Below are 18,408 nucleotides of genomic sequence, written 5' to 3'. Positions count from 1 at the left end.
CGCGGGCCGCTGCCTGACGCGCTACGGTTTGCCTCTTCTTCTTCATCGACATATCCATGACTTTTGCCTCTCATGATATGCCCCGCCCACAAAATGACGGATAGGTCCGGTCCGGCCGACGGCTTGCATAGATGATGTAACAGCGCGCCGACTTCCTGGCCGAACAGGGGCTGGCCGAGTGGCGGGGGCATCGCGTGATCATCACCCGTAACCTGCCGACAGCGCTGCGCGATCGCGAACCGGCGCAGGCCACCCTGTGGGCAGGACGGACAATTTCAGCCTGCTGCTACAGGTCTCCGCCTTCGTCTGTGCCCTGTCATTCCTAGCGATCGTGCCATTGGCGCACTCCGTTTCCTGGGGCGCTGGCTCGCGCCGTACTGCAAAAACCTTTTGACCTCGCTACTCCGACATACCTCACGGCACGTGACGAGCCATCGTGCCCTGCATTGGCGTTGCAGGCCCCGCCCTCACGTATGGCGCGATCCGATTGAAGAACGGCGCGAGTCGCTACTGACAACGCCCGCGCCGAGCCTTAACGTCGAAGCCTTGCCACAAGGAGTCTCAAATGACCAAAACTGTTCTCATTACCGGTACTTCAACGGGACTGGGTCGAGCCGCAGCCAAGCACTTCCATACGCAGGGCTGGAACGTAATCGCAACGATGCGTACACCCGATAAAGAGTCGGAGCTAACACAGCTTGAACGCACTCTGGTCACACGCCTCGATGTGGAGGACGTCGCTTCCATCCGCTCGGCAGTTGATGCCGGGATCGCAAGATTCGGTCGCATCGATGTGCTCGTGAACAACGCGGGCTACGGTGCATACGGCCCCCTCGAGGCAACGGCTGCCGAGAACATTCGCCGTCAGTTTGAGGTAAACGTGCTCGGCCTGCTGGCAACGACGCAGGCCGTATTGCCCCACTTCCGCTCGAACCGTAGTGGCACCATCGTCAACATCTCATCGGTAGGTGGACGATTGGCCCTTCCGCTTGGGACGCTGTACCACGGTACAAAGTTCGCCGTGGAGGGGATTTCCGAAGCGCTGCACTACGAGGTTGGCGCATTCGGGGTCCGCGTCAAGATTATTGAGCCTGGCGGTATCAAGACCGACTTCGGTGGGCGTTCCTTTGACTTTAACAATGACCCGAACCTCACCGAATATCAGCCTCTCGTGCAGTCGCTGCTCAGTGCAATGGGTCCAATGATGGCGCAAGGCTCGCAGCCTGAAGAAGTAGCCGAGGTCATATTCGCCGCAGCAACGGACGGAACGGACCAGCTTCGCTACGAGGCGGGAGCAGGCGGCATCCAGATGTTGAAGAGCCGTCGCGAGACCGACGACGCCACCTTCTTCAATAGCATCAAGGCACTGCTGGGACTTGGCGCTTGAGCGTGTCGTAAGGAATGAAACGGCCGTGTGGCAATCTGAGTCGAATATGGCGCAATATGATTGCCACGCGGCACGGCTTGATAGAACGAATAGACCATGACAGAGCTGGCATATTCACTCGATACCACTTGGCGCACGCTTCTGAGGGACCTCGGGATCGTGCCTGCCAACGTGCTGCGTCGTGCAGGACTGCCCGATGACCTTCTCGAACAGCCATCAGTCCGTCTCGCGACTGATGACTATTATCGGCTTTGGAACAGTATCGAAGTCGAGTCGGGAGAATCCTTGTTTCCCCTTCGGGTATGTCAGGCCGTTCGGAGCGAGTCATTCTCTCCGCTACTGTTCGCGGCGCTTTGCAGCCCGAATCTGCTCGTCGCTGCGCAGCGCATCGCGCGTTTCAAGCGGCTCATCGCGCCGATACGTGTGGATGTGTTGCAGACACACAGCCTTATGACGGTAGAAGTGACATGGCTCGATAGTTCGCTGTCGCCGCCGGCGTCATTGGTTGTATTGGAACTTCTCTTCTGCGTGACGCTCGCCCGCATGGGAACTCGAGAACCAGTGCGGCCGATCGAAGTCACCACGACGGTTCTGCCGTCCCCCTTGGCACCGTATGAGGATTTTCTCGGAGCACGCGTGAAGCGGGGCACCCATCACCAAGTCAAGTTTTCGGCCGCCGATGCAACACGTCCATTCGTCACATCAAACGAACCACTGTGGGCAGCGTTCGAGCCGGAATTACGCAAGCGCCTCGTCGATCTAAACGCATCGGCGACGACCGCGATGCGCGTCCGAGCAGCCCTGCTTGAAGGGCTTCCCAGCGGGCTCGTTACGATCGAAGACATCGCCCGGAAGCTTGCTCTAAGTAAGCGAACGCTCCAGCGACGAGTCGAGTCGGAAGGCACAAGCTATCAGGAGATACTAAGCCACACACGCGCGGATCTAGCTCGGCACTATTTGGCAAAAACTACGCTGTCGGCTGCAGAGATTTCGTTCCTGCTTGGCTTCGATGAACCAAACTCCTTTTACCGCGCTTTTCGAACGTGGGCGGGGACCACTCCTGAAGCGGTTCGAAATCAAGCCAGGAACGACGCTCTCCGAGGTGGTGGCGCAAATCCGGACAGCGAGTGAATGGTGCGGCCATGGCCTGAGCCAGCGATAATGCAGGCAAAGGAACCGAGGAAATGACGAAACGAACCCGACGCATGCGCTCAGCGGCGTTTAGCCCTGGCGGCTGCCAAGGGAGAGCGCACGCTGGCCAAACTGGCGCAGCAGTTCGATGTGCATCCGAACCAGATCACGGAGTGGAAACGACCTATCGCAGTGCCTGTTTGACAGGCTGCGCATCAAGTCTGGGGACAGCCGTTCGATCAACGGCTCGACGTACCCCTGCACGTCGCTTGCCCTATTGCTCGACTTCCGCGATTGAATTACAACGATATGGCCGCGAAGGTTTCCGACCTGAATAGCAGAATTCTCGACGCGCAACAGTCACTGTTCGCGCACAACGTGCTGCTATCGGAATTGCAAGGGGAACATAGGACAGCATTACGCGACCTCGAAGCAGCGAAGACCGCCCTAGCCGAGCGCGGCCGCTATTTACTGCACGCAGTAGCCTCGGGCCACTTCGTCTACCGAGCAGGCAACGGCAACCGAGCCGGAGCACTATATCTGCCAGCCATGCTTCGACGGACCAGACCGGCGCAAAGCTGTTTTACAAGACCACCCGCCCACACAGCGGACGTCCGGTTATTTGTTGTGGCCGGTATGTACCGTGAATGTTCGATACGCCAACTCCACTGGCCAAGGTCAACGACCTGTACCTGGAGGACGGAATAGCTGGATGGCGCGGTGATCGTGGGCCAGTCGATGCGGTCCTGGGGCTGGCCTGGATACAACAAAAAGCCCGCCGAGTACAACTTGGCGGGCCTCTTGGGTACAACCGGGTACATCAGATTGGGTACAGGCTAGAGCAATTACTCCTGCCCCTGACTCGTCAGGAACTCCTCATAATTCCCGCCGAAGTCGAACAGCGTCCCATCCGTCTTCACTTCGATGATCCGGTTCGCCAGCCCGCTCACGAACTCGCGGTCGTGCGACACGAAAATCAGCGTGCCTTCGAACTGCTCGAGCGCGATCTGCAGCGACTCGATCGATTCCATGTCCATGTGGTTGGTCGGCTCGTCCATCAGCAGCACGTTGTGGCGGCCGAGCATCAGCTTGCCCCAGATCATGCGGCCCTTCTCGCCGCCCGACAGCACCTTCACCGACTTCCTGATGTCGTCCGACGAGAACAGCAGGCGGCCCAGCGTGCCGCGCACCATCGTTTCGTCGTCGCCGTCCTTGCGGCACTGGTCGATCCAGTCCATCAGCGTGATGTCGTTCGGGAACTCCTCGTACGTATCCTGCGGCATGTAGCCGACATTCGCGTTCTCGGACCACTTCACGGTGCCGTGGTCGAGCGGCAGCGCGCCGAGCAGCGAACGCAGCAGCGTCGTCTTGCCCGCGCCGTTCTCGCCGATGATCGCGATGCGCTCGCCCGGCTGCACCGACAGGTTGAAGTTCTGGAAGATCGTGCGCTCGTACTTCTTCGTGATCTCTTCGGCGACCACCGCGACGTTGTGCAGCTTCTTCTCGAACTCGAAGCGGATGAACGGGTTCTGGCGCGACGACGGCTTGAATTCCTCGATCTTGATCTTGTCGATCTGCTTCGCGCGGCTGGTTGCCTGGCGGGCCTTCGACTTGTTCGCCGAGAAGCGGCGCACGAAATCCTGCAGCTCTGCCACGCGTTCCTTCGCACGCGTATTCGCCGCGGCCTGACGCTCGCGCGCCTGTGCCGATGCCAGCATGTAGTCGTCGTAGTTGCCCGGCCAGACCTTCAGCGTGCCGAAGTCCATGTCGGCCATGTGCGTGCACACCGAGTTCAGGAAGTGACGATCGTGCGAGATGATGATCATCGTCGAGTTGTACTCGTTGAGCGTTTGCTCGAGCCAACGAATCGAGTTGATGTCGAGGTTGTTGGTCGGTTCGTCGAGCAGCAGCACGTCCGGCTTCGAGAACAGCGCCTGCGCGAGCAGCACGCGCAGCTTCCAGCCCGGCGCGACGTCGGCCATCGTGCCGGTGTGGAACTTCTCCTCGATGCCGATGCCGAGCAGCAGCGCGCCCGCGCGTGCCTCGGCGTCGTAGCCGCCGTACTCGGCGAACTTGCCTTCGAGCTCGGCCGCGTGCATGTAGTCGTCGTCGGTGGCTTCCGGATTCGCATAGATCGCGTCACGCTCGGCCATCGCGGCCCACATCTCGGTGTGGCCCATCATCACGACGTCGAGCACGCGCACGTCTTCGTACGCGAACTGGTCCTGGCGCAGCTTGCCGAGGCGGACGTTCGGCTCCAGCGCGACGTTGCCGGCGCTCGGCTCGAGGTCGCCGCCGAGGATCTTCATGAAGGTCGACTTGCCACAGCCGTTTGCGCCGATCAGACCGTAGCGGTTGCCCTCGCCGAATTTGACCGAGATATTCTCGAACAAGGGCTTCGGCCCGAATTGCATCGTGATGTTGGCAGTTGAAAGCACGGCAGGTCCCGTTAAGAGAGAAATCGACGGAAAACCGTGTATTTTAGCAGGTGTCGGAGAAACTGCCGACCGCACCGCCCCCGGCAGCGCATTCCAGGCCCTCCGGCCCGCCGCCCGGCGGCCCGTCAACACGACGGCACGCGCCCCACGGCCGTCTTACCGGAATCCCGCATGCTCGCCAGCCAGCTTCGCGAACAACTCGTCGGCGCATGGCGCCTCGTGTCCTACGAAATCCGCCCATGCGACGGCAGCGCGGTCGCCTATCCGCTCGGCCGCGACGCGCGCGGCTGGATCCTCTATACGCCGGACGGCTACATGTCCGCCCAGCTCATGGCCGCCGGCCGGCCGCGCTACGCAAACGGTGACCTCCAGGGCGGCACCGACGACGAATGCGCGACCGCCGCGCGCGGCTACATCGCTTATTCCGGCCCCTTTCAGGTGGCCGACGACGGCACGCTGACCCACGAAATGGACGTCAGCCTGTTCCCGAACTGGGTCGGCAACGTCCAGCAGCGGGCCGCCATGCTCGACGGCGATCGCCTGCAGCTCGGCACCGTCGCGCCGGTGCGGATCGACGGCCGCGAAGTCGAGGCCGTGCTGCTGTGGGCGCGCGCGGGTCGCTGACGCGCATCACTTGCCGGCCTTCTTGGCCGCGTTCTGCGCCGCCTGCGCCTTCATCTGCCCGAACAGTTCCGAGCACGGCACGTCGCGGTTGTTGCTCGGCGCGATCAGCGGGATCAGCGCCGCGAACGGGTTGATCAGCCCGAGCCCGACCATCGCGCCGGCGCGCAGCGCGAGCGCGCCCGCATCGACGCCGACCTTCGGGTTCTTGAACGTGCCCTTCGCATACAACGGCGAGCGCAGCGAGAAGACCCGGAAGCCCTTCGTGTGCGGATGGATCTTCAGGTCGATCGATTCGTCGCGCAGGTTGATCGGGCCGTCGACGTTGATTAGCGCATCGTCGGTATCGAGCGCGAAGACCTTCGGCTCGAGCATGCCGTCGGTCGCCACGAAATCGATCGCCGCGCAATTGATGTTGACGTCGCGAGTACCGAACAGCTTCTCGTAGACGACGTTCGCGACGTTCAGGCCCGCCGCCTCCATCAGCAGGAGGCTGATGCGGCCGTTCGTGATCAGCGCCTTCACTTCGCCGGTCGACGTCCCGGCGAGCGCGGCCGGCGAATTGCCGGTCGCCGACAGCGACGCGTCGCCGTTGATCTCGCCGAGCGCGGTCTGCATCACCTTCTGAGTCGGGAACAACTGCTTGAGCTTCAGGTGGCGCGCGCTCAGCGTGAAGCGTCCCTTGAGCGGCGTACGGCTGCCGTCGAGATGCGCATTCGTCGCGAGCGTGCCGCCCGCGACGCCGAACTGCAGCGGCTCGAGCGTCAGCACGCCGTCCTGCAGCAGGATGTGCGTGTACAGGTTCGTGATCGGCAATTGCGCGCTCTTGATCAGCTTGCGGCCGGTGAACTTCACGTCCGCATCGATCGCGCTCCAGCGTTCGGTACGGAACGCCGCGACCGGCAGCACGCGATCCGGCGGCTGGCGCGTCGTGTCGCCGCGCTTGGCCTTGCTCGCGGCCGAGTCGGCGCCGATCACCGGCGCGAGGTCGGAGAACTGCAGCAGGTTCGACACGAGTTCGCCCGACAGCTTCGGCCGCGGCTCGCGCTGCGCCCACGTGAGCGTGCCGCGGAGATCGCTGCCGCCCACGCGGCCGTTGAAGTTCTCGTAGCGGAACGTGCTCGCGTTCGGCTTGACGTTGCCGATCAGGCGTCCCTCGGTCGCATACGCCGGCGTATCGGGCAGCGTGATGCCGGTGAGTTGGTAAAGGTGCGACATCGACGTGCCCTGCAGCCACAGCCGCAGGTCGAGCGACGCGAGATGCCTCGGATCGGTCAGCGTGCCGACGATCGCGAGCCGCGTATCGCCGGCCTTCACGTCGGCCTGCAGCGGGAACGGCCGCGACGTATCCTGGATCGCGAGCACGCCGCCGACCTTGCCGGTGCCGCTGATCGGCACGTTCTTGTAGCGGCCGTCGACCTTCAGCCCGAAGGCATAGGTCGGGCCGGACGGCTTCGCGGGCGCCGCGGCCCCGCTCGCGCCGGACGCGGCAGCGGCTGCCGACGCGGCAGGCGCGGACGAAGCCGATGGCCCCGACGAACCGGAAGCAGCCGACGCAACGACACTCGCGGCCGACGCACCCGAGGCCGCGGCCGCACTCGCCCCCGACGCCCCCGACGCCCCTGACGCGGCTTCCGCATCGGCCTTCGCGCCCAGTTGCGCGGCGCCATGCTTGCCGACGCGCTGCGCCGACGCCGCCCGCGACGTCTGCTCCTGTTCCTTCAGCACGTCGCCGAGCGGGATCGGCTGGCCGAGCGTATCGATCGCGACGGTCAGGTCAGCCTTCGTGATCGCGTCGCGATACGTGACGGTGCCCTTCGCGAACCCGAAGCTGTCGAGCCGCACCTTCCACCGCGAAGGTTGCGACGATTGCTTGAACTGGAAGGTCCACGTATTGCTGCCGTCCGCGCGCCGTTCGAGATCGACGGCCGGATTCACGACGTCGATCGACGGGATGACGATTTCATGTGCAAGCAGCGGCAGGACCGCGAGATCGAAGTGCGCGGCATCGAGTGTGACGAACTTGGGCGCCGTCGCCCAGTCGGGATTGCCGATCTCGAGCTGCGTGGCCGAGAAGCTCGGCCAGGGCACCCACGCGCGCCAGCCGGTCTCGCCATCGGGGCGACGCCAGCCGACCTTGAGATCGCCGTTGATCGCAAACGGGCGGCCAAGTGCCGTACTCACCTGTTCGTTGACCCACGGTTTCGCGCGGTTCCAGTCGAACGTGAAGAGAAAGACGCCGGCCGCCGCGATGAGCACCGCGACGATACCGACGATCCATGCAGCCGATTTGCCGATGGCTCGGGTTAGCGTCATGGCGGTTCCGTTGTTGTTCTGAAGTGTTGCCGCACCATGCCGGGCCGCTTGCGTGGACGAACGGCGCACGACAACTGCGGCTTTTCAATCGGTATTATGGCGCACGACACGGCGACCTCTCGGCGCCATTAACGCTTTTTTTCATTTGTGACATGACCTCCTCCACCGGCCTCATCGATGCGCAGCACATCACGCGGCGCGACGCCAGCAGTGGCAAGGCGCTGCTGGCCCCGACCGATTTCAGCCTCGCCGCGGGATCGCGAATTGCTATCACGGGACCGTCCGGGTCGGGCAAGAGCGTGCTGCTGCGCGCGCTCGCGCTGCTCGACCCGCTCGACGGCGGCCACGTGCTGTGGCGCGGCCGTCGAATCCGGCGCAGTGCGATTCCGCGCTACCGGCGCAGCGTCGCCTATGTCCGCCAGCGCCCCGCGCAGATGGACGGCACCGTCGAGTCGCAATTGCGCTATCCGTATTCGCTCGCGATCTATCGCGACGTCGCGTTCGATCGCGCGCGCGTCGAAGGGCTCGCCGCGCAAGCCGGCCGCGGCGCCGACTTTCTCGACAAGCGCGCGACCGACCTGTCCGGCGGCGAAGCGCAGATTACCGCGCTGCTGCGCGTGCTGCAGCTCGATCCCGACGTGCTGCTGCTCGACGAGCCGACTTCCGCGCTCGATCCCGAATCGGTGCGCGCGATCGAAGCGCTCGTCGGCGCGTGGTTCGACTCGGCGCCCGACGCACGGGCCTACATGTGGATCTCGCACGATCCGGCCCAGGCCGCGCGGATCGGCACGATGCGGCTCGTGATGCAAGCCGGCGTCCTGCACGCGGCCAACCCGGCGGAGGTTGCGCAATGAGCCCGGCACTGCAGGACCTGAGCCTCGTCGACGTCGGCATCGCCGCCGCGCTCGTCGCCGTCAACGGCGCGATCTCCGCGGCGCTGTCACTCGGCCTCGGCCGCAAGCTCGCGCTCGCGGCGGTGCGCACCGTCGTGCAGTTGCTCGCGATCGGCTACGTGCTCGGCTGGGTGTTCGGCCATCCGCACTGGTACGTCGTGCTGCCGCTCACCGCGCTGATGACGCTGATCGCCGGTTTCGCCGGCGCGGGGCGCGGCAAGCGCACGTACCGCGGCCAGCGCATCGACAGCATCGCGTCGATCTGGTTCAGCAGCTGGTTCGTCGCGGCGGTCGGCCTGTTCGTCGTGATCCGCATCCATCCGTGGTTCGCGCCGCAATATGCGATCCCGATCCTCGGGATGATTCTCGGCAATACGCTGACGGGCGTCTCGCTCGGCGTCGAGCGGATGATGGAAGAACTCACCGCGCGGCGCGATCGCGTCGAAACCGCGCTCGCACTGGGCGCGACGCGCTGGGAAGCCGCGCAGGACGCCGCGCGCCAGGCCGTGCGCGCGGGCATGCTGCCGACGCTGAACCAGATGGCGGTGGTCGGCGTCGTGAGCCTGCCGGGGATGATGACGGGCCAGGTGCTGGCCGGCCAGTCGCCGCTGCAGGCCGTGCGCTACCAGATCGTGATCATGTTCCTGATCGCCGCGGCGTCCGCGCTCGGCACCGTCGGCGCGGTGCTGATGACCTATCGCCGGCTGTTCTCGGCCGATCACCGCTTTCTCACGTCGCGGCTCGAAGAGCGTACGCACTGACGCGCGGCGGCGGCACGCGACGTGCGAAGTTTCATCGGGATGTCCTGACCGGAAGGACAGGATGCGGGCGAGCATGACGTGACATCCGCATGACGTCACGCATCGCCGTCGCACGGCCGTCGCGCCGTACCGCGGAGCAGGCAGCGGACGCATTGCAACGGCGGCACGGCACGACCTGCTCGCGTGCCGCACTGCTCGTTCCGCCAATCTAACCGGTTGCGCGCGCACCGGACGAAACGCCGGCCCGCACGCGCCGCTCAATGCTTGATCGACACCGTCACCTTGGTACCGTCGCTCATCGCCACGGACTTCGACCCGCCGTTGGTCGGAATCGACACCCACTTCACCTGGCTCACCGACACGACGTCCGGACACTGCAGCGACTTGCCGCCGGCCGTCACGCTGCGCGTGCCCTTCGGCGCGGCTGCCTGGAAGCTCAACTGCACGTTGGCGACACCCTTTGCGTCGACCGACGGTGCGAGCCGCACCTGGGTCTGCCGCACCATCGCGCCGTTCGCGTCGCGCGGCAGGTTGTCGGCGTTCGGGCAGCCGTCCGGCATCGCGACCGCACCGCTCGGCGGCACCGACTTCCAGTTGAAATCGTCCGTCTCGCCCGAGCGGATCTTGCGGGTCTCCTGCGTATTGCCGAAGGTCTTCGAGTCGACCTTCACGGTATATTCGAGCTGTCCCGTACCGCCGCCCTTCAGGCTGCCCTTGACTGGCGGCGCCGCGAATACGCTCGCGCTGACGCACGCCGCCGCGAACACGACCGACCACGATGCGGCGACCGACAAGCTGCGTTGGCTCATGCTGACCTCCTTGTAATGCGGCACGCGCGTGCCGCGCGGTTTTCGATGCATGATGCGCTGCCAGTCTACCGCCAAGCGGGATGCAATGCGCCGCAAACGCATCGGGTGTTACCCCGCTTGCGTTCGCGGCGCCGCAACTTTATTGACGCGTGCTGCCGGCTCAGAACCCGCTCAGCACGAGCTTGCCGATCGCGCGCCCGCCCTCGAGCATCCGGTGCGCACGCCGCACGTTCTCGGCATTGATCGTGCCGAGCTGTTCGCCGAGCGTCGTGCGCAGCGTGCCGCCGTCGACGAGCCGCGCGACCTCGCTCAGGATCTTGTGCTGCTCGATCATGTCCGGCGTCTCGAACATCGCGCGCGTGAACATGAACTCCCAGTGAAACGCGGCGCTCTTCGCCTTCAGCAGCTCGACCGGAATCGGCTTCTCGTTCTCGACGATCGTGCAAATGCCGCCCTGCGGCCGGATTACCTCCGCCGCGGCGGGGAAATGGCGATCCGTATCGTTGAAGATCAGCACGTAGTCGACGTCCGGATGGCCGATTTCACGCAACTGCGCGGGCAGGTCGCCGAAATGATCGACCACCTCGTCCGCGCCGAGCGAGCGCACCCATTCGGCCGACGCCGGCCGCGACGCGGTCGCGATTACGTGCAGCTTGCCGAGCGTCTTCGCGAGCTGGATCGCGATCGAGCCCACGCCGCCCGCGCCGCCAATGATCAGCACCGACTTGCCCGCGTCCGCGCCCTGCGGCGACACGCGCAACCGGTCGAACAGCGCTTCCCACGCGGTCAGCGCGGTCAGCGGCAGCGCGGCCGCCGCCGCGAAGTCGAGCGTGCGCGGCTTCAGCGCGGCGATCCGCTCGTCGACCGCGTGGAACTCGCTGTTCGCGCCGGGCCGCGTGATGCTGCCCGCGTAGAACACTTCGTCGCCGGGCCGGAACAGCGTGACGTCGGCGCCGACCGCGACGACCGTGCCGGCCGCATCCCAGCCGAGCACCCGCGGCGTCTCCTCGACCTGCGGCTTCGGCGCACGCACCTTGGTGTCGACCGGGTTCACGGAAATCGCCTCGACCTTCACGAGCAGATCGCGCGGGCCCGGCACGGGCTGCGGCAGTTCGACGTCGAGCAACGCTTGGGGGTCGTCGATCGGCAGATAACGGGTCAATCCAACGGCTTTCATCTCGATACTCCTTTCAGGGAATCCGGCAGGCTGCGGCGCAACCTCCATGCGTGCCATCGTAAGCAACCCGATCATTCGAGAAAACCGCTATATTTCCTGAAACATTTTCAGGAATTTCAGAATAATGACGTCCGATCCCAGGTCTGATCCCATTCCGGCGCCCGACAAGCCGCTCGACCTGCTCGACGTCGCGCTGTTCGTGCGCGCGGCACTGCTCGCGAATGTCACTGCGGCCGGGCGCGAATTCGGCGTGTCGGCCGCGGTCGCGAGCGCGCGCATCGCGCAGCTCGAACGCCAGCTCGGTGCGCGGCTGTTGCACCGCACCACGCGCCGCATCAGCCTCACGCAGGACGGCGAAGTCTTCATGGCGCGCGCCGACGCGCTGCTGGCGGCCGCCGATGCCGCGCGCGCATCGGTCGGCCACGGTCGCAGCGAGCCGTACGGGCGGCTGAAGGTATCGATGTCGTCGTCGTTCGGCCGCCAGCACGTCGCGCCGGTGATTCCCGTGTTCCTGCGCCGCTACCCGTCCGTGTCGCTCGATCTGCGGCTGTCCGACGAGATCGTCGATCTGGTCGACGACGGCTACGACGTCGCGATCCGCCTCGGCGCGCTGAAGGATTCGACGCTCGTCGCCCGCAAGCTCGCCACCAACCGCCGCGTGCTGTGCTGCTCGCCCGCCTATCTCGCCGAACGCGGCACGCCGCGCCATCCGGCCGACCTGACGCAGCACGAGTGCGTGATCCTCGGCGACCAGCGCGACTGGTCGTTCGCGACGCCGCAGGGCCCGCTCACGGTGCGGGTCGGCGGCCGGCTCGTCGCGAGCAACGGCGAGGCGATCCGCGAAGCGCTCGTCGACGGCTTCGGGATCGCGATCAAGTCGACCTGGGACGTCGGCCCGCTGCTTGCGAGCGGCACGCTCGTCACCGTGCTCGACGACTACCCGTTCGCGGACGACGTCGCGATCTGGGCCGTCTATCCGAGCCGCGCGCACGTGCCGCTGAAAACGCTCGCGTTCATTGCGTTCCTGGCCGAGCATTTCGGCGATCCGCCGTACTGGGATCATGCGCACGGGCGATAGCCGGCATCGACCGGAGAATCGCCGTACGCATGGATCCCGGCAACTGGCGGTCCGGTATCTGGTATCCGATAGCTATCCGATAGCTATCGGATACCAACCGGCTACAATGACGCGATCGCGACGCAATGGTCCGCAGCCGAACGGGACCTTCGTTCGCAGGCAGCCGCCCGTTGGCCGTGCATGCATTCCATTCGCTTCCCTACCATCCCGTCATGACCCACAATCTCGTCATCCAGAGTCTTTCGCCGCTGTCGGACGCCCATCACAAACCGCTGCTCGCGCTGTCGCGCGGCACCCGCATCGTGCAGACCGACGAGCACGCGCTGCGCGTCGAAAACGCGAGCCCGGCGCAACGCCTCGACATCGACGCATACTGCGGCACGCATGCGCTCGACTTCGGGTTCGTCGAGGCCGGCCGCACGCTCGGCGATTTCGGGCTCGCGGTGATGGACATGGATTCGACGCTGATCACGATCGAATGCATCGACGAGATCGCCGATTTCTGCGGGCTGAAAACGCAGGTCGCGGAAATCACCGAAGCGGCGATGCGCGGCGAGATCCGCGACTTCAACGAAAGCCTCACGCGCCGCGTCGCGCTGCTGGCCGGGCTCGACGCGCACGCGCTCGAGCGCGTGTACGAAGAACGGCTGCAACTGTCGCCGGGCGCCGAGACGATGCTGGCCGGCGTGAAGGCCGCCGGCATGAAGACGCTGCTCGTGTCGGGCGGCTTCACGTTCTTCACCGAGCGGCTGAAAACCCGCCTCGGCCTCGACTACGCGCATGCGAACACGCTCGAGATCGTCGACGGCAAGCTCACCGGCAAGGTGCTCGGCGAAATCGTCAACGCCGACGTCAAGGCGCGCCTGCTGCGCGAGACCTGCGCGTCGCTCGGCCTCGAGCCGAGCCGCGCGATCGCGATGGGCGACGGCTCGAACGACCTGAAGATGATGGCCGAAGCCGGGCTGTCGGTCGCGTTCCACGCGAAGCCCGTCGTGCGCGATGCGGCGACGGTCGCGTTCGACCATGTCGGCCTCGACGGGCTGCTGCGACTGTTCTGATCCCGCGGCACCATCAATGCAAAACGCCGGCGCGATAGAGCATCGCGCCGGCGTTTCGTTTTTGTGCCGGACGTTGCCGGCCAGCGATCAGCCGAGTGCGGCCTGCATCGCGCGCTCGATGTCCGCGCGCAAATCGGCTTCGTCTTCCAGACCGACGTAGAAACGCACCAGCGTGCCGCGATGCGGCCAGTCCGGACGCATCGACGCGACGTCGTAAGGCATCGCGAGGCTGCACGCGCCGCCCCAGCTCCAGCCGATCGCGAACAGCTCGAGCGACTCGACGAAACGATCGACCTGCTCCGCGCTGTAGCGTGCGTCGAACACCACCGAGAACAGCCCGCCCGCCCCCGTGAAATCACGCATGAACGACGCGTGCCCCGGGCAGTCGGCAATCTGCGGATGCAGCACCGCCGCAATCTCCGGCCGCGCCTTCAGCCACTGCGCGAGCGCGAGCGCGCTCTTGCTGTGCGCGTCGAAGCGCACCTGCATGCTCGGCAGGCCGCGCAGCACGAGCGAGCAATCGTCGACCGACACGCCGATCCCGCAGCGCATCCGCGCGAGCTTCAGCTTCGCGTGCAGTTCCGCGTTCGCGGTAATCGTCGCGCCCATCAGCACGTCGCTGCCGCCCGACTGGTACTTGGTCAGCGCCTGCACCGAAATGTCGACGCCGTGCTCGAACGGCTTGAACGCGAGGCCTGCCGAAAAGGTGTTGTCGATCGCGGTGACGATGCCGCGCGCCTTCGCGGCCGCCGTGATCGCCTGCACGTCGGGCACTTCCATCGTCACCGAGCCGGGCGCCTCGATCCAGATCAGCCGCGTGTTCGGCTGGATCAATTCGGCGACGCCGGCGCCGATCAACGGATCGTAGAAACGCACGGTGATGCCGAAATCGTTCGCGAGCCAGTTGCCGAAATCGGCGTTCGGGCCGTACACGTTATGCGGAATCAGCACGTCGTCGCCCGCTTTCACGATCCCGAAGTAGACGTTCATGATCGCCGCGAGGCCCGACGGCTGCAGCAGCGCGTGCGTGCCGCCTTCGATCTCGGCGAGCCGCTGCGCGAGCGCGAGCGACGTCGGCGTCGCGTGCAGCCCGTAGCGCCACTGGTTGTCGTCGTGCCAGACCAGCGCGCGCATCGTCGCGAGATCGGGGAACACGACCGTCGACGCGCGCGCGACCGGCGGCACGAACGAACGGAAGCCTTCCGGAATGACGTCGTCGGGTTGAACGATGCGGGTTTGCAGTGCGCGCTTGGGAGTGGATGCAGTCATGACGGGGAGCCGGGCACGAGGCCGTTCGGTTGCGGAATATGTCGTTAGAGTAGCCAAAATCGGCGCGCTTGGCCCGGTACAATGCGCGCCGCGCACACCGAGCCAGCACGCGCTCAGTCGTCGGTACGCAGGTTGACGACGCCGCCCGCCGTCTCGATTTCTTGCACGCGGCCGTCGCGCACCTGCAGCGCCGCGCGCTTGCCCGGCGCCAGACGCAGCACGACCGGCTGCGGATCCGATTCGTCCGAGTTCATCCGGTCGGCCTTCAGGTCGCCCGTCGCGTCGAAGCGGCCGATCCACACGCCGGTGATGTTCGTGCCGTCGTTCGACTCCTCGATCTCGAGCGTATCGCCGTCGCGGTCGCCCGCGAGCAGCACGACCTCGCCCGTGTCGGCGAACTGGTATTCGCCGTGCACGCCTTCCTCGTCCGTCTTCGGGCCGAGATGCACGACGATCGGCCGGTCGCCGAGCGTGCCTTCGTAGCGCGGCAGGCGGGCGAACTCGGGACTCGGCTTCAGCGGCCGCGCCGGCGCCGGTTCATCCTGCTGCACGCCCGGTACGACCGCCTGCGCTGCAACCACCGTCGGCATCGCGATGCCCGCTGCCAGCGCACCCGCGACGACGAGCGCCCGTTGCCATTCCGAATATCGACCCACCTTGTATTGCTCCTTGCTTCAGATTCGCCCGACAATCGCGGACCATGCCGGGTCGAGACCCGGCTCCTGCGTCACCGCGCAAGCTTGCGCGGCGCATGCGCCGGCGTGCGCGTTTCGCGTCAGCCCTGCATCAGGCGTTCCACCGCATCGCGGTGCGGAATCGGCGCGACCGCGCCGTAGTCGGTCGTCGACAGCGCCGCCGCCGCGTTCGCATAACGCGCGGCCGCGAACGGATCGTCGCCCGCGACGATCCGCGCGACGAACGCGCCGCCGAAGCAGTCGCCCGCGCCGGTGGCGTCGACGGCCTCGACCGCGAAGCCCGGCACGACGCGCCGCTCGTGCGGCGTCGCGACATACGCGCCTTCCTTGCCGAGTTTCAGCGCGACGACCTGCGGCCCGTGTTCGAGCATCGCGTCGACGATCGCGTCGCGATCGTTCGCGCCCGTGAGCGCCGTGACGTCGTCCCAGCTCGGCAGGCAGATGTCGGTCTGCCGCAGCGCCTCGCGCATCACCGCACGGGCACGCGGCAGCGGCCACAGCTTCAGGCGCAGGTTCGTGTCGAAGCTGACCTTCGCGCCGTTGCGACGCGCATGGTCGATCGCCGCGAATGCGGCGTCGCACGCAGCCGTGCTGATCGCAAGACTGATGCCCGACAGGTGCACGGCCTTCGCGGCCGCCAGCGCGTCGAGCGGCAGGTCGCCCGTCGCATAGCGGCTCGCAGCCGACCCTGCGCGCAGATAGTCGAACTGGTGGCCGTCGGCGCCGTGCGTGACGAAATACACGCCGGTTGGCGCCGTGCGGTCGATCCGCACGTACGTCGTGTCGACCTGCTCCGCCGCCCACATGTCGGCCAGCAGGCGGCCGAACGGATCGTCGCCGATCGCCGACACGAAGCCCGTCGACGCGCCCTGGCGCGCCGCCGCGATGCAGAAGTTCGACGTGTCGCCGCCGAAGCCCTGCAGGAATTCAGGACGCCCCGGCTGCGACTGGTTGAATTCGATCATCGCCTCGCCGAGCGCGAGGATCTCCGGAAATGCAGCGGCCATCGCTTACACCTCGCCCCACAGATCGTGGCCGTCGGCGCCCGTGATCTTCACGGACACGAAATCGCCGACCTTGTAGCGCTTCGATGCCTTCGCCGCCGGCTCGACGTAGACGACGCCGTCGATCTCCGGCGCATCGGCTGCCGTACGGCCGATGCCGCCCTCTTCGCTGACTTCGTCGATCAGCACCTTGAGCGTCTTGCCGACCTTGCGCTGCATGCGGTTCGCCGACACTTCCTCGGCCACTTCCATGAAGCGCGCGCGACGTTCCTCGCGGACCTCGTCCGGCAGCGCGCCGTCCAGGTCGTTCGCGGTCGCGCCTTCGACCGGCGAATACGCGAAGCAGCCGACGCGATCGAGTTCCGCTTCGCGGACGAAGTCGAGCAGCGTTTCGAACTGTTCTTCCGTCTCGCCGGGGAAGCCCGCGATGAACGTGCTGCGGATCGTCAGGTCCGGGCAGATCTCGCGCCACTTCTGCACGCGCTCGAGCACCTTCTCGGCGTTCGCCGGACGCTTCATGCGCTTCAGCACTTCCGGGTGCGCGTGCTGGAACGGCACGTCGAGATACGGCAGCACGTGGCCCTTGAACGGGCCTTCGGCCATCAGCGGAATCACTTCGTCGACGCTCGGATACGGATACACGTAGTGCAGGCGCACCCACGCGCCGTACTGTGCGGCGAGTTCGCCGAGCGCGGCGACCAGGTCGGTCATGCGCGTCTTGATCGGCTTGCCGTTCCAGAAGCCCGTGCGGTACTTCACGTCGACGCCGTATGCGCTCGTGTCCTGCGAGATCACGAGCAGTTCCTTCACGCCGGACTTGAACAGGTTCTCGGCTTCCAGCATCACTTCGGCGACCGGGCGCGATACCAGATCGCCGCGCATCGACGGGATGATGCAGAACGTGCAACGGTGGTTGCATCCTTCGGAGATCTTCAGGTATGCGTAGTGACGCGGCGTGAGCTTGATGCCGGCCGCGGGCACGAGATCGACGAACGGATCGTGCGGCTTCGGCAGGTGCGAATGCACGGCCTGCATCACTTCGCCCACCGCGTGCGGGCCGGTGACGGCGAGCACCTTCGGGTGGACTTCCTCGATCAGGTTCGAGCCGCTGGCGCTCGACTTCGCGCCGAGGCAGCCGGTGACGATCACCTTGCCGTTCTCGGTCAGCGCTTCGCCGATCGCGTCGAGGCTTTCCTGCACGGCTTCGTCGATGAAGCCGCAGGTGTTCACGACGACGAGGTCGGCGCCGTCGTAGGTGCCGGAGATTTCATAACCTTCGGCGCGCAGTTGCGTGATGATTTGTTCGGAATCGACGAGCGCTTTCGGGCACCCGAGAGATACGAACCCTACTTTGGGGGATTGGGACATCTGGAATGTGGGGGCGTGGCAGCAAAAGCGTGAGTTTACAGCGATTTAGGGGCGGCGAGCCAAAATGAGCGGCTTGCGACAGCATGGGCCGCCCGCTCGAATGCACCGCATGATGGCCGGCTGGTCATGAATCGGAGTTTGATGCGACCCTTTCATTTCGGGGCGAGCGACTGCCGCAGAGGTACGACGTGACCCGGATCGCCCCACGCCAGTTCCTGCTCCGGCTGTTACGACACCTGCCCGCGCGTCCGTGCTTTCTTCTTTTTTGCCACGAAGATTCGAACCCGTCTCATTCCACGATGACCCCGATGCCACGTAGCATCGAGTGTCGTGCGCCGCGACGCGAAATACGCCTGGCCCCTCGCTGGCCGCGCCGGCCAGCCCCTAATCCTTCACGCTCATC

At 65.7% G+C, this 18,408-nt stretch carries 16 protein-coding genes and 1 pseudogene; 8 read left to right on the top strand and 9 right to left on the bottom strand.

Annotation, left to right across the window (positions count from 1 at the left end):
• The coding region (locus HWX03_RS36745) for a hypothetical protein (RefSeq protein ID WP_208456799.1) at positions 1–191 on the bottom strand (191 nt) is incomplete at its 3' end.
• 374 nt (positions 192–565) lie between these two features.
• Here HWX03_RS36745 and HWX03_RS10040 point away from each other — a divergent pair.
• From HWX03_RS10040 to HWX03_RS10030, 3 genes and pseudogenes are all read left to right on the top strand, one after another.
• Positions 566–1,387: an SDR family oxidoreductase gene (locus HWX03_RS10040; protein WP_175871124.1), complete on the top strand. Its 822-nt coding sequence runs from the start codon at positions 566–568 to the stop codon at positions 1,385–1,387.
• Positions 1,388–1,483: 96 nt separating this feature from the next.
• A complete protein-coding gene (locus HWX03_RS10035; protein ID WP_175871123.1) occupies positions 1,484–2,518 on the top strand; it encodes an AraC family transcriptional regulator in 1,035 nt (344 codons plus the stop codon).
• Between the two features lie 53 nt (positions 2,519–2,571).
• Positions 2,572–2,698, top strand: a pseudogene (locus HWX03_RS10030) (IS3 family transposase); the annotation flags it as partial.
• A 665-nt stretch (positions 2,699–3,363) separates the two neighbouring features.
• On the opposite strand, the gene HWX03_RS10025 reads toward HWX03_RS10030, so the two are convergent.
• Entirely contained in the window at positions 3,364–4,956 is a 1,593-nt protein-coding gene (locus HWX03_RS10025; RefSeq protein WP_175871122.1) for an ABC-F family ATPase, read from the bottom strand.
• A 171-nt stretch (positions 4,957–5,127) separates the two neighbouring features.
• On the opposite strand from HWX03_RS10025, the gene HWX03_RS10020 reads away from it, so the two are divergent.
• Positions 5,128–5,580 (top strand): lipocalin-like domain-containing protein, encoded by a 453-nt coding sequence (locus HWX03_RS10020; RefSeq protein WP_175871121.1) that lies wholly within the window; start codon positions 5,128–5,130, stop codon positions 5,578–5,580.
• A 6-nt stretch (positions 5,581–5,586) separates the two neighbouring features.
• Here the strand turns inward: HWX03_RS10020 and HWX03_RS10015 are convergent, their stop codons facing one another.
• Complete coding sequence (locus tag HWX03_RS10015) at positions 5,587–7,893, bottom strand: AsmA family protein (protein WP_175871120.1); 2,307 nt, start codon at positions 7,891–7,893, stop codon at positions 5,587–5,589.
• Positions 7,894–8,045: 152 nt separating this feature from the next.
• On the opposite strand from HWX03_RS10015, the gene HWX03_RS10010 reads away from it, so the two are divergent.
• Together HWX03_RS10010 and fetB are read left to right on the top strand one after the other, a co-directional pair.
• Positions 8,046–8,747 (top strand): ATP-binding cassette domain-containing protein, encoded by a 702-nt coding sequence (locus tag HWX03_RS10010; RefSeq protein WP_175871119.1) that lies wholly within the window; start codon positions 8,046–8,048, stop codon positions 8,745–8,747.
• Positions 8,744–9,547, top strand: coding sequence for an iron export ABC transporter permease subunit FetB (gene fetB / locus HWX03_RS10005; protein ID WP_175871118.1), 804 nt, complete (start codon positions 8,744–8,746; stop codon positions 9,545–9,547). The genes HWX03_RS10010 and fetB overlap by 4 nt, the downstream gene beginning before the upstream one ends.
• 257 nt (positions 9,548–9,804) lie before the next feature.
• Here fetB and HWX03_RS10000 read toward each other — a convergent pair whose 3' ends face one another.
• Both HWX03_RS10000 and HWX03_RS09995 read right to left on the bottom strand, forming a co-directional pair.
• Positions 9,805–10,356, bottom strand: coding sequence for a DUF6013 family protein (locus HWX03_RS10000; protein ID WP_175819736.1), 552 nt, complete (start codon positions 10,354–10,356; stop codon positions 9,805–9,807).
• 160 nt (positions 10,357–10,516) lie between these two features.
• Positions 10,517–11,533 (bottom strand): zinc-binding alcohol dehydrogenase family protein, encoded by a 1,017-nt coding sequence (locus HWX03_RS09995; protein WP_175819735.1) that lies wholly within the window; start codon positions 11,531–11,533, stop codon positions 10,517–10,519.
• A gap of 124 nt (positions 11,534–11,657) precedes the next feature.
• Between HWX03_RS09995 and HWX03_RS09990 the strand changes: the two genes are divergently transcribed.
• Positions 11,658–12,611: a LysR family transcriptional regulator gene (locus HWX03_RS09990; protein ID WP_175871117.1), complete on the top strand. Its 954-nt coding sequence runs from the start codon at positions 11,658–11,660 to the stop codon at positions 12,609–12,611.
• Between the two features lie 212 nt (positions 12,612–12,823).
• Complete coding sequence (gene serB, locus HWX03_RS09985) at positions 12,824–13,669, top strand: phosphoserine phosphatase SerB (protein ID WP_175871116.1); 846 nt, start codon at positions 12,824–12,826, stop codon at positions 13,667–13,669.
• 87 nt (positions 13,670–13,756) lie between these two features.
• Here serB and HWX03_RS09980 read toward each other — a convergent pair whose 3' ends face one another.
• The 4 genes from HWX03_RS09980 to rimO all read right to left on the bottom strand — a co-directional run bounded on the left by HWX03_RS09980 (position 13,757) and on the right by rimO (position 18,005).
• The gene (locus HWX03_RS09980) at positions 13,757–14,938 is read right to left on the bottom strand and encodes a cystathionine beta-lyase (protein WP_175871115.1); all 1,182 of its coding nucleotides are present in this window, start codon (positions 14,936–14,938) and stop codon (positions 13,757–13,759) included.
• A 113-nt stretch (positions 14,939–15,051) separates the two neighbouring features.
• Positions 15,052–15,594, bottom strand: coding sequence for a hypothetical protein (locus tag HWX03_RS09975; protein ID WP_175871114.1), 543 nt, complete (start codon positions 15,592–15,594; stop codon positions 15,052–15,054).
• Positions 15,595–15,713: 119 nt separating this feature from the next.
• Positions 15,714–16,640, bottom strand: a complete 927-nt coding sequence (locus HWX03_RS09970) for a sugar kinase (RefSeq protein ID WP_175871113.1) — start codon at positions 16,638–16,640, stop codon at positions 15,714–15,716.
• 3 nt (positions 16,641–16,643) lie between these two features.
• Positions 16,644–18,005 carry a 30S ribosomal protein S12 methylthiotransferase RimO gene (rimO, locus tag HWX03_RS09965; protein ID WP_175871112.1) on the bottom strand — a complete coding sequence of 454 codons (1,362 nt, stop codon included), beginning with the start codon at positions 18,003–18,005 and terminating at the stop codon, positions 16,644–16,646.
• Between the last annotated feature and the right edge of the window lie 403 nt (positions 18,006–18,408).

This window comes from Burkholderia sp. BCC0397 (assembly GCF_902832865.1).
GTDB lineage: Bacteria > Pseudomonadota > Gammaproteobacteria > Burkholderiales > Burkholderiaceae > Burkholderia.
This window is presented reverse-complemented; position numbering and strand designations above follow the sequence as displayed.

Excerpts from the sequence above, each read along its gene's own strand:
- HWX03_RS09970 (WP_175871113.1), bottom strand. The coding sequence starts at position 16,640 with ATGGCCGCTGCATTTCCGGAGATCCTCGCGCTCGGCGAGGCGATGATC.
- HWX03_RS09980 (WP_175871115.1), bottom strand. The coding sequence starts at position 14,938 with ATGACTGCATCCACTCCCAAGCGCGCACTGCAAACCCGCATCGTTCAA.
- HWX03_RS10035 (WP_175871123.1), top strand. The coding sequence starts at position 1,484 with ATGACAGAGCTGGCATATTCACTCGATACCACTTGGCGCACGCTTCTG.
- rimO (WP_175871112.1), bottom strand. The coding sequence starts at position 18,005 with ATGTCCCAATCCCCCAAAGTAGGGTTCGTATCTCTCGGGTGCCCGAAA.
- HWX03_RS09995 (WP_175819735.1), bottom strand. The coding sequence starts at position 11,533 with ATGAAAGCCGTTGGATTGACCCGTTATCTGCCGATCGACGACCCCCAA.
- HWX03_RS10000 (WP_175819736.1), bottom strand. The coding sequence starts at position 10,356 with ATGAGCCAACGCAGCTTGTCGGTCGCCGCATCGTGGTCGGTCGTGTTC.
- HWX03_RS09990 (WP_175871117.1), top strand. The coding sequence starts at position 11,658 with ATGACGTCCGATCCCAGGTCTGATCCCATTCCGGCGCCCGACAAGCCG.
- HWX03_RS10020 (WP_175871121.1), top strand. The coding sequence starts at position 5,128 with ATGCTCGCCAGCCAGCTTCGCGAACAACTCGTCGGCGCATGGCGCCTC.
- HWX03_RS10010 (WP_175871119.1), top strand. The coding sequence starts at position 8,046 with ATGACCTCCTCCACCGGCCTCATCGATGCGCAGCACATCACGCGGCGC.
- HWX03_RS10015 (WP_175871120.1), bottom strand. The coding sequence starts at position 7,893 with ATGACGCTAACCCGAGCCATCGGCAAATCGGCTGCATGGATCGTCGGT.
- fetB (WP_175871118.1), top strand. The coding sequence starts at position 8,744 with ATGAGCCCGGCACTGCAGGACCTGAGCCTCGTCGACGTCGGCATCGCC.
- serB (WP_175871116.1), top strand. The coding sequence starts at position 12,824 with ATGACCCACAATCTCGTCATCCAGAGTCTTTCGCCGCTGTCGGACGCC.
- HWX03_RS10040 (WP_175871124.1), top strand. The coding sequence starts at position 566 with ATGACCAAAACTGTTCTCATTACCGGTACTTCAACGGGACTGGGTCGA.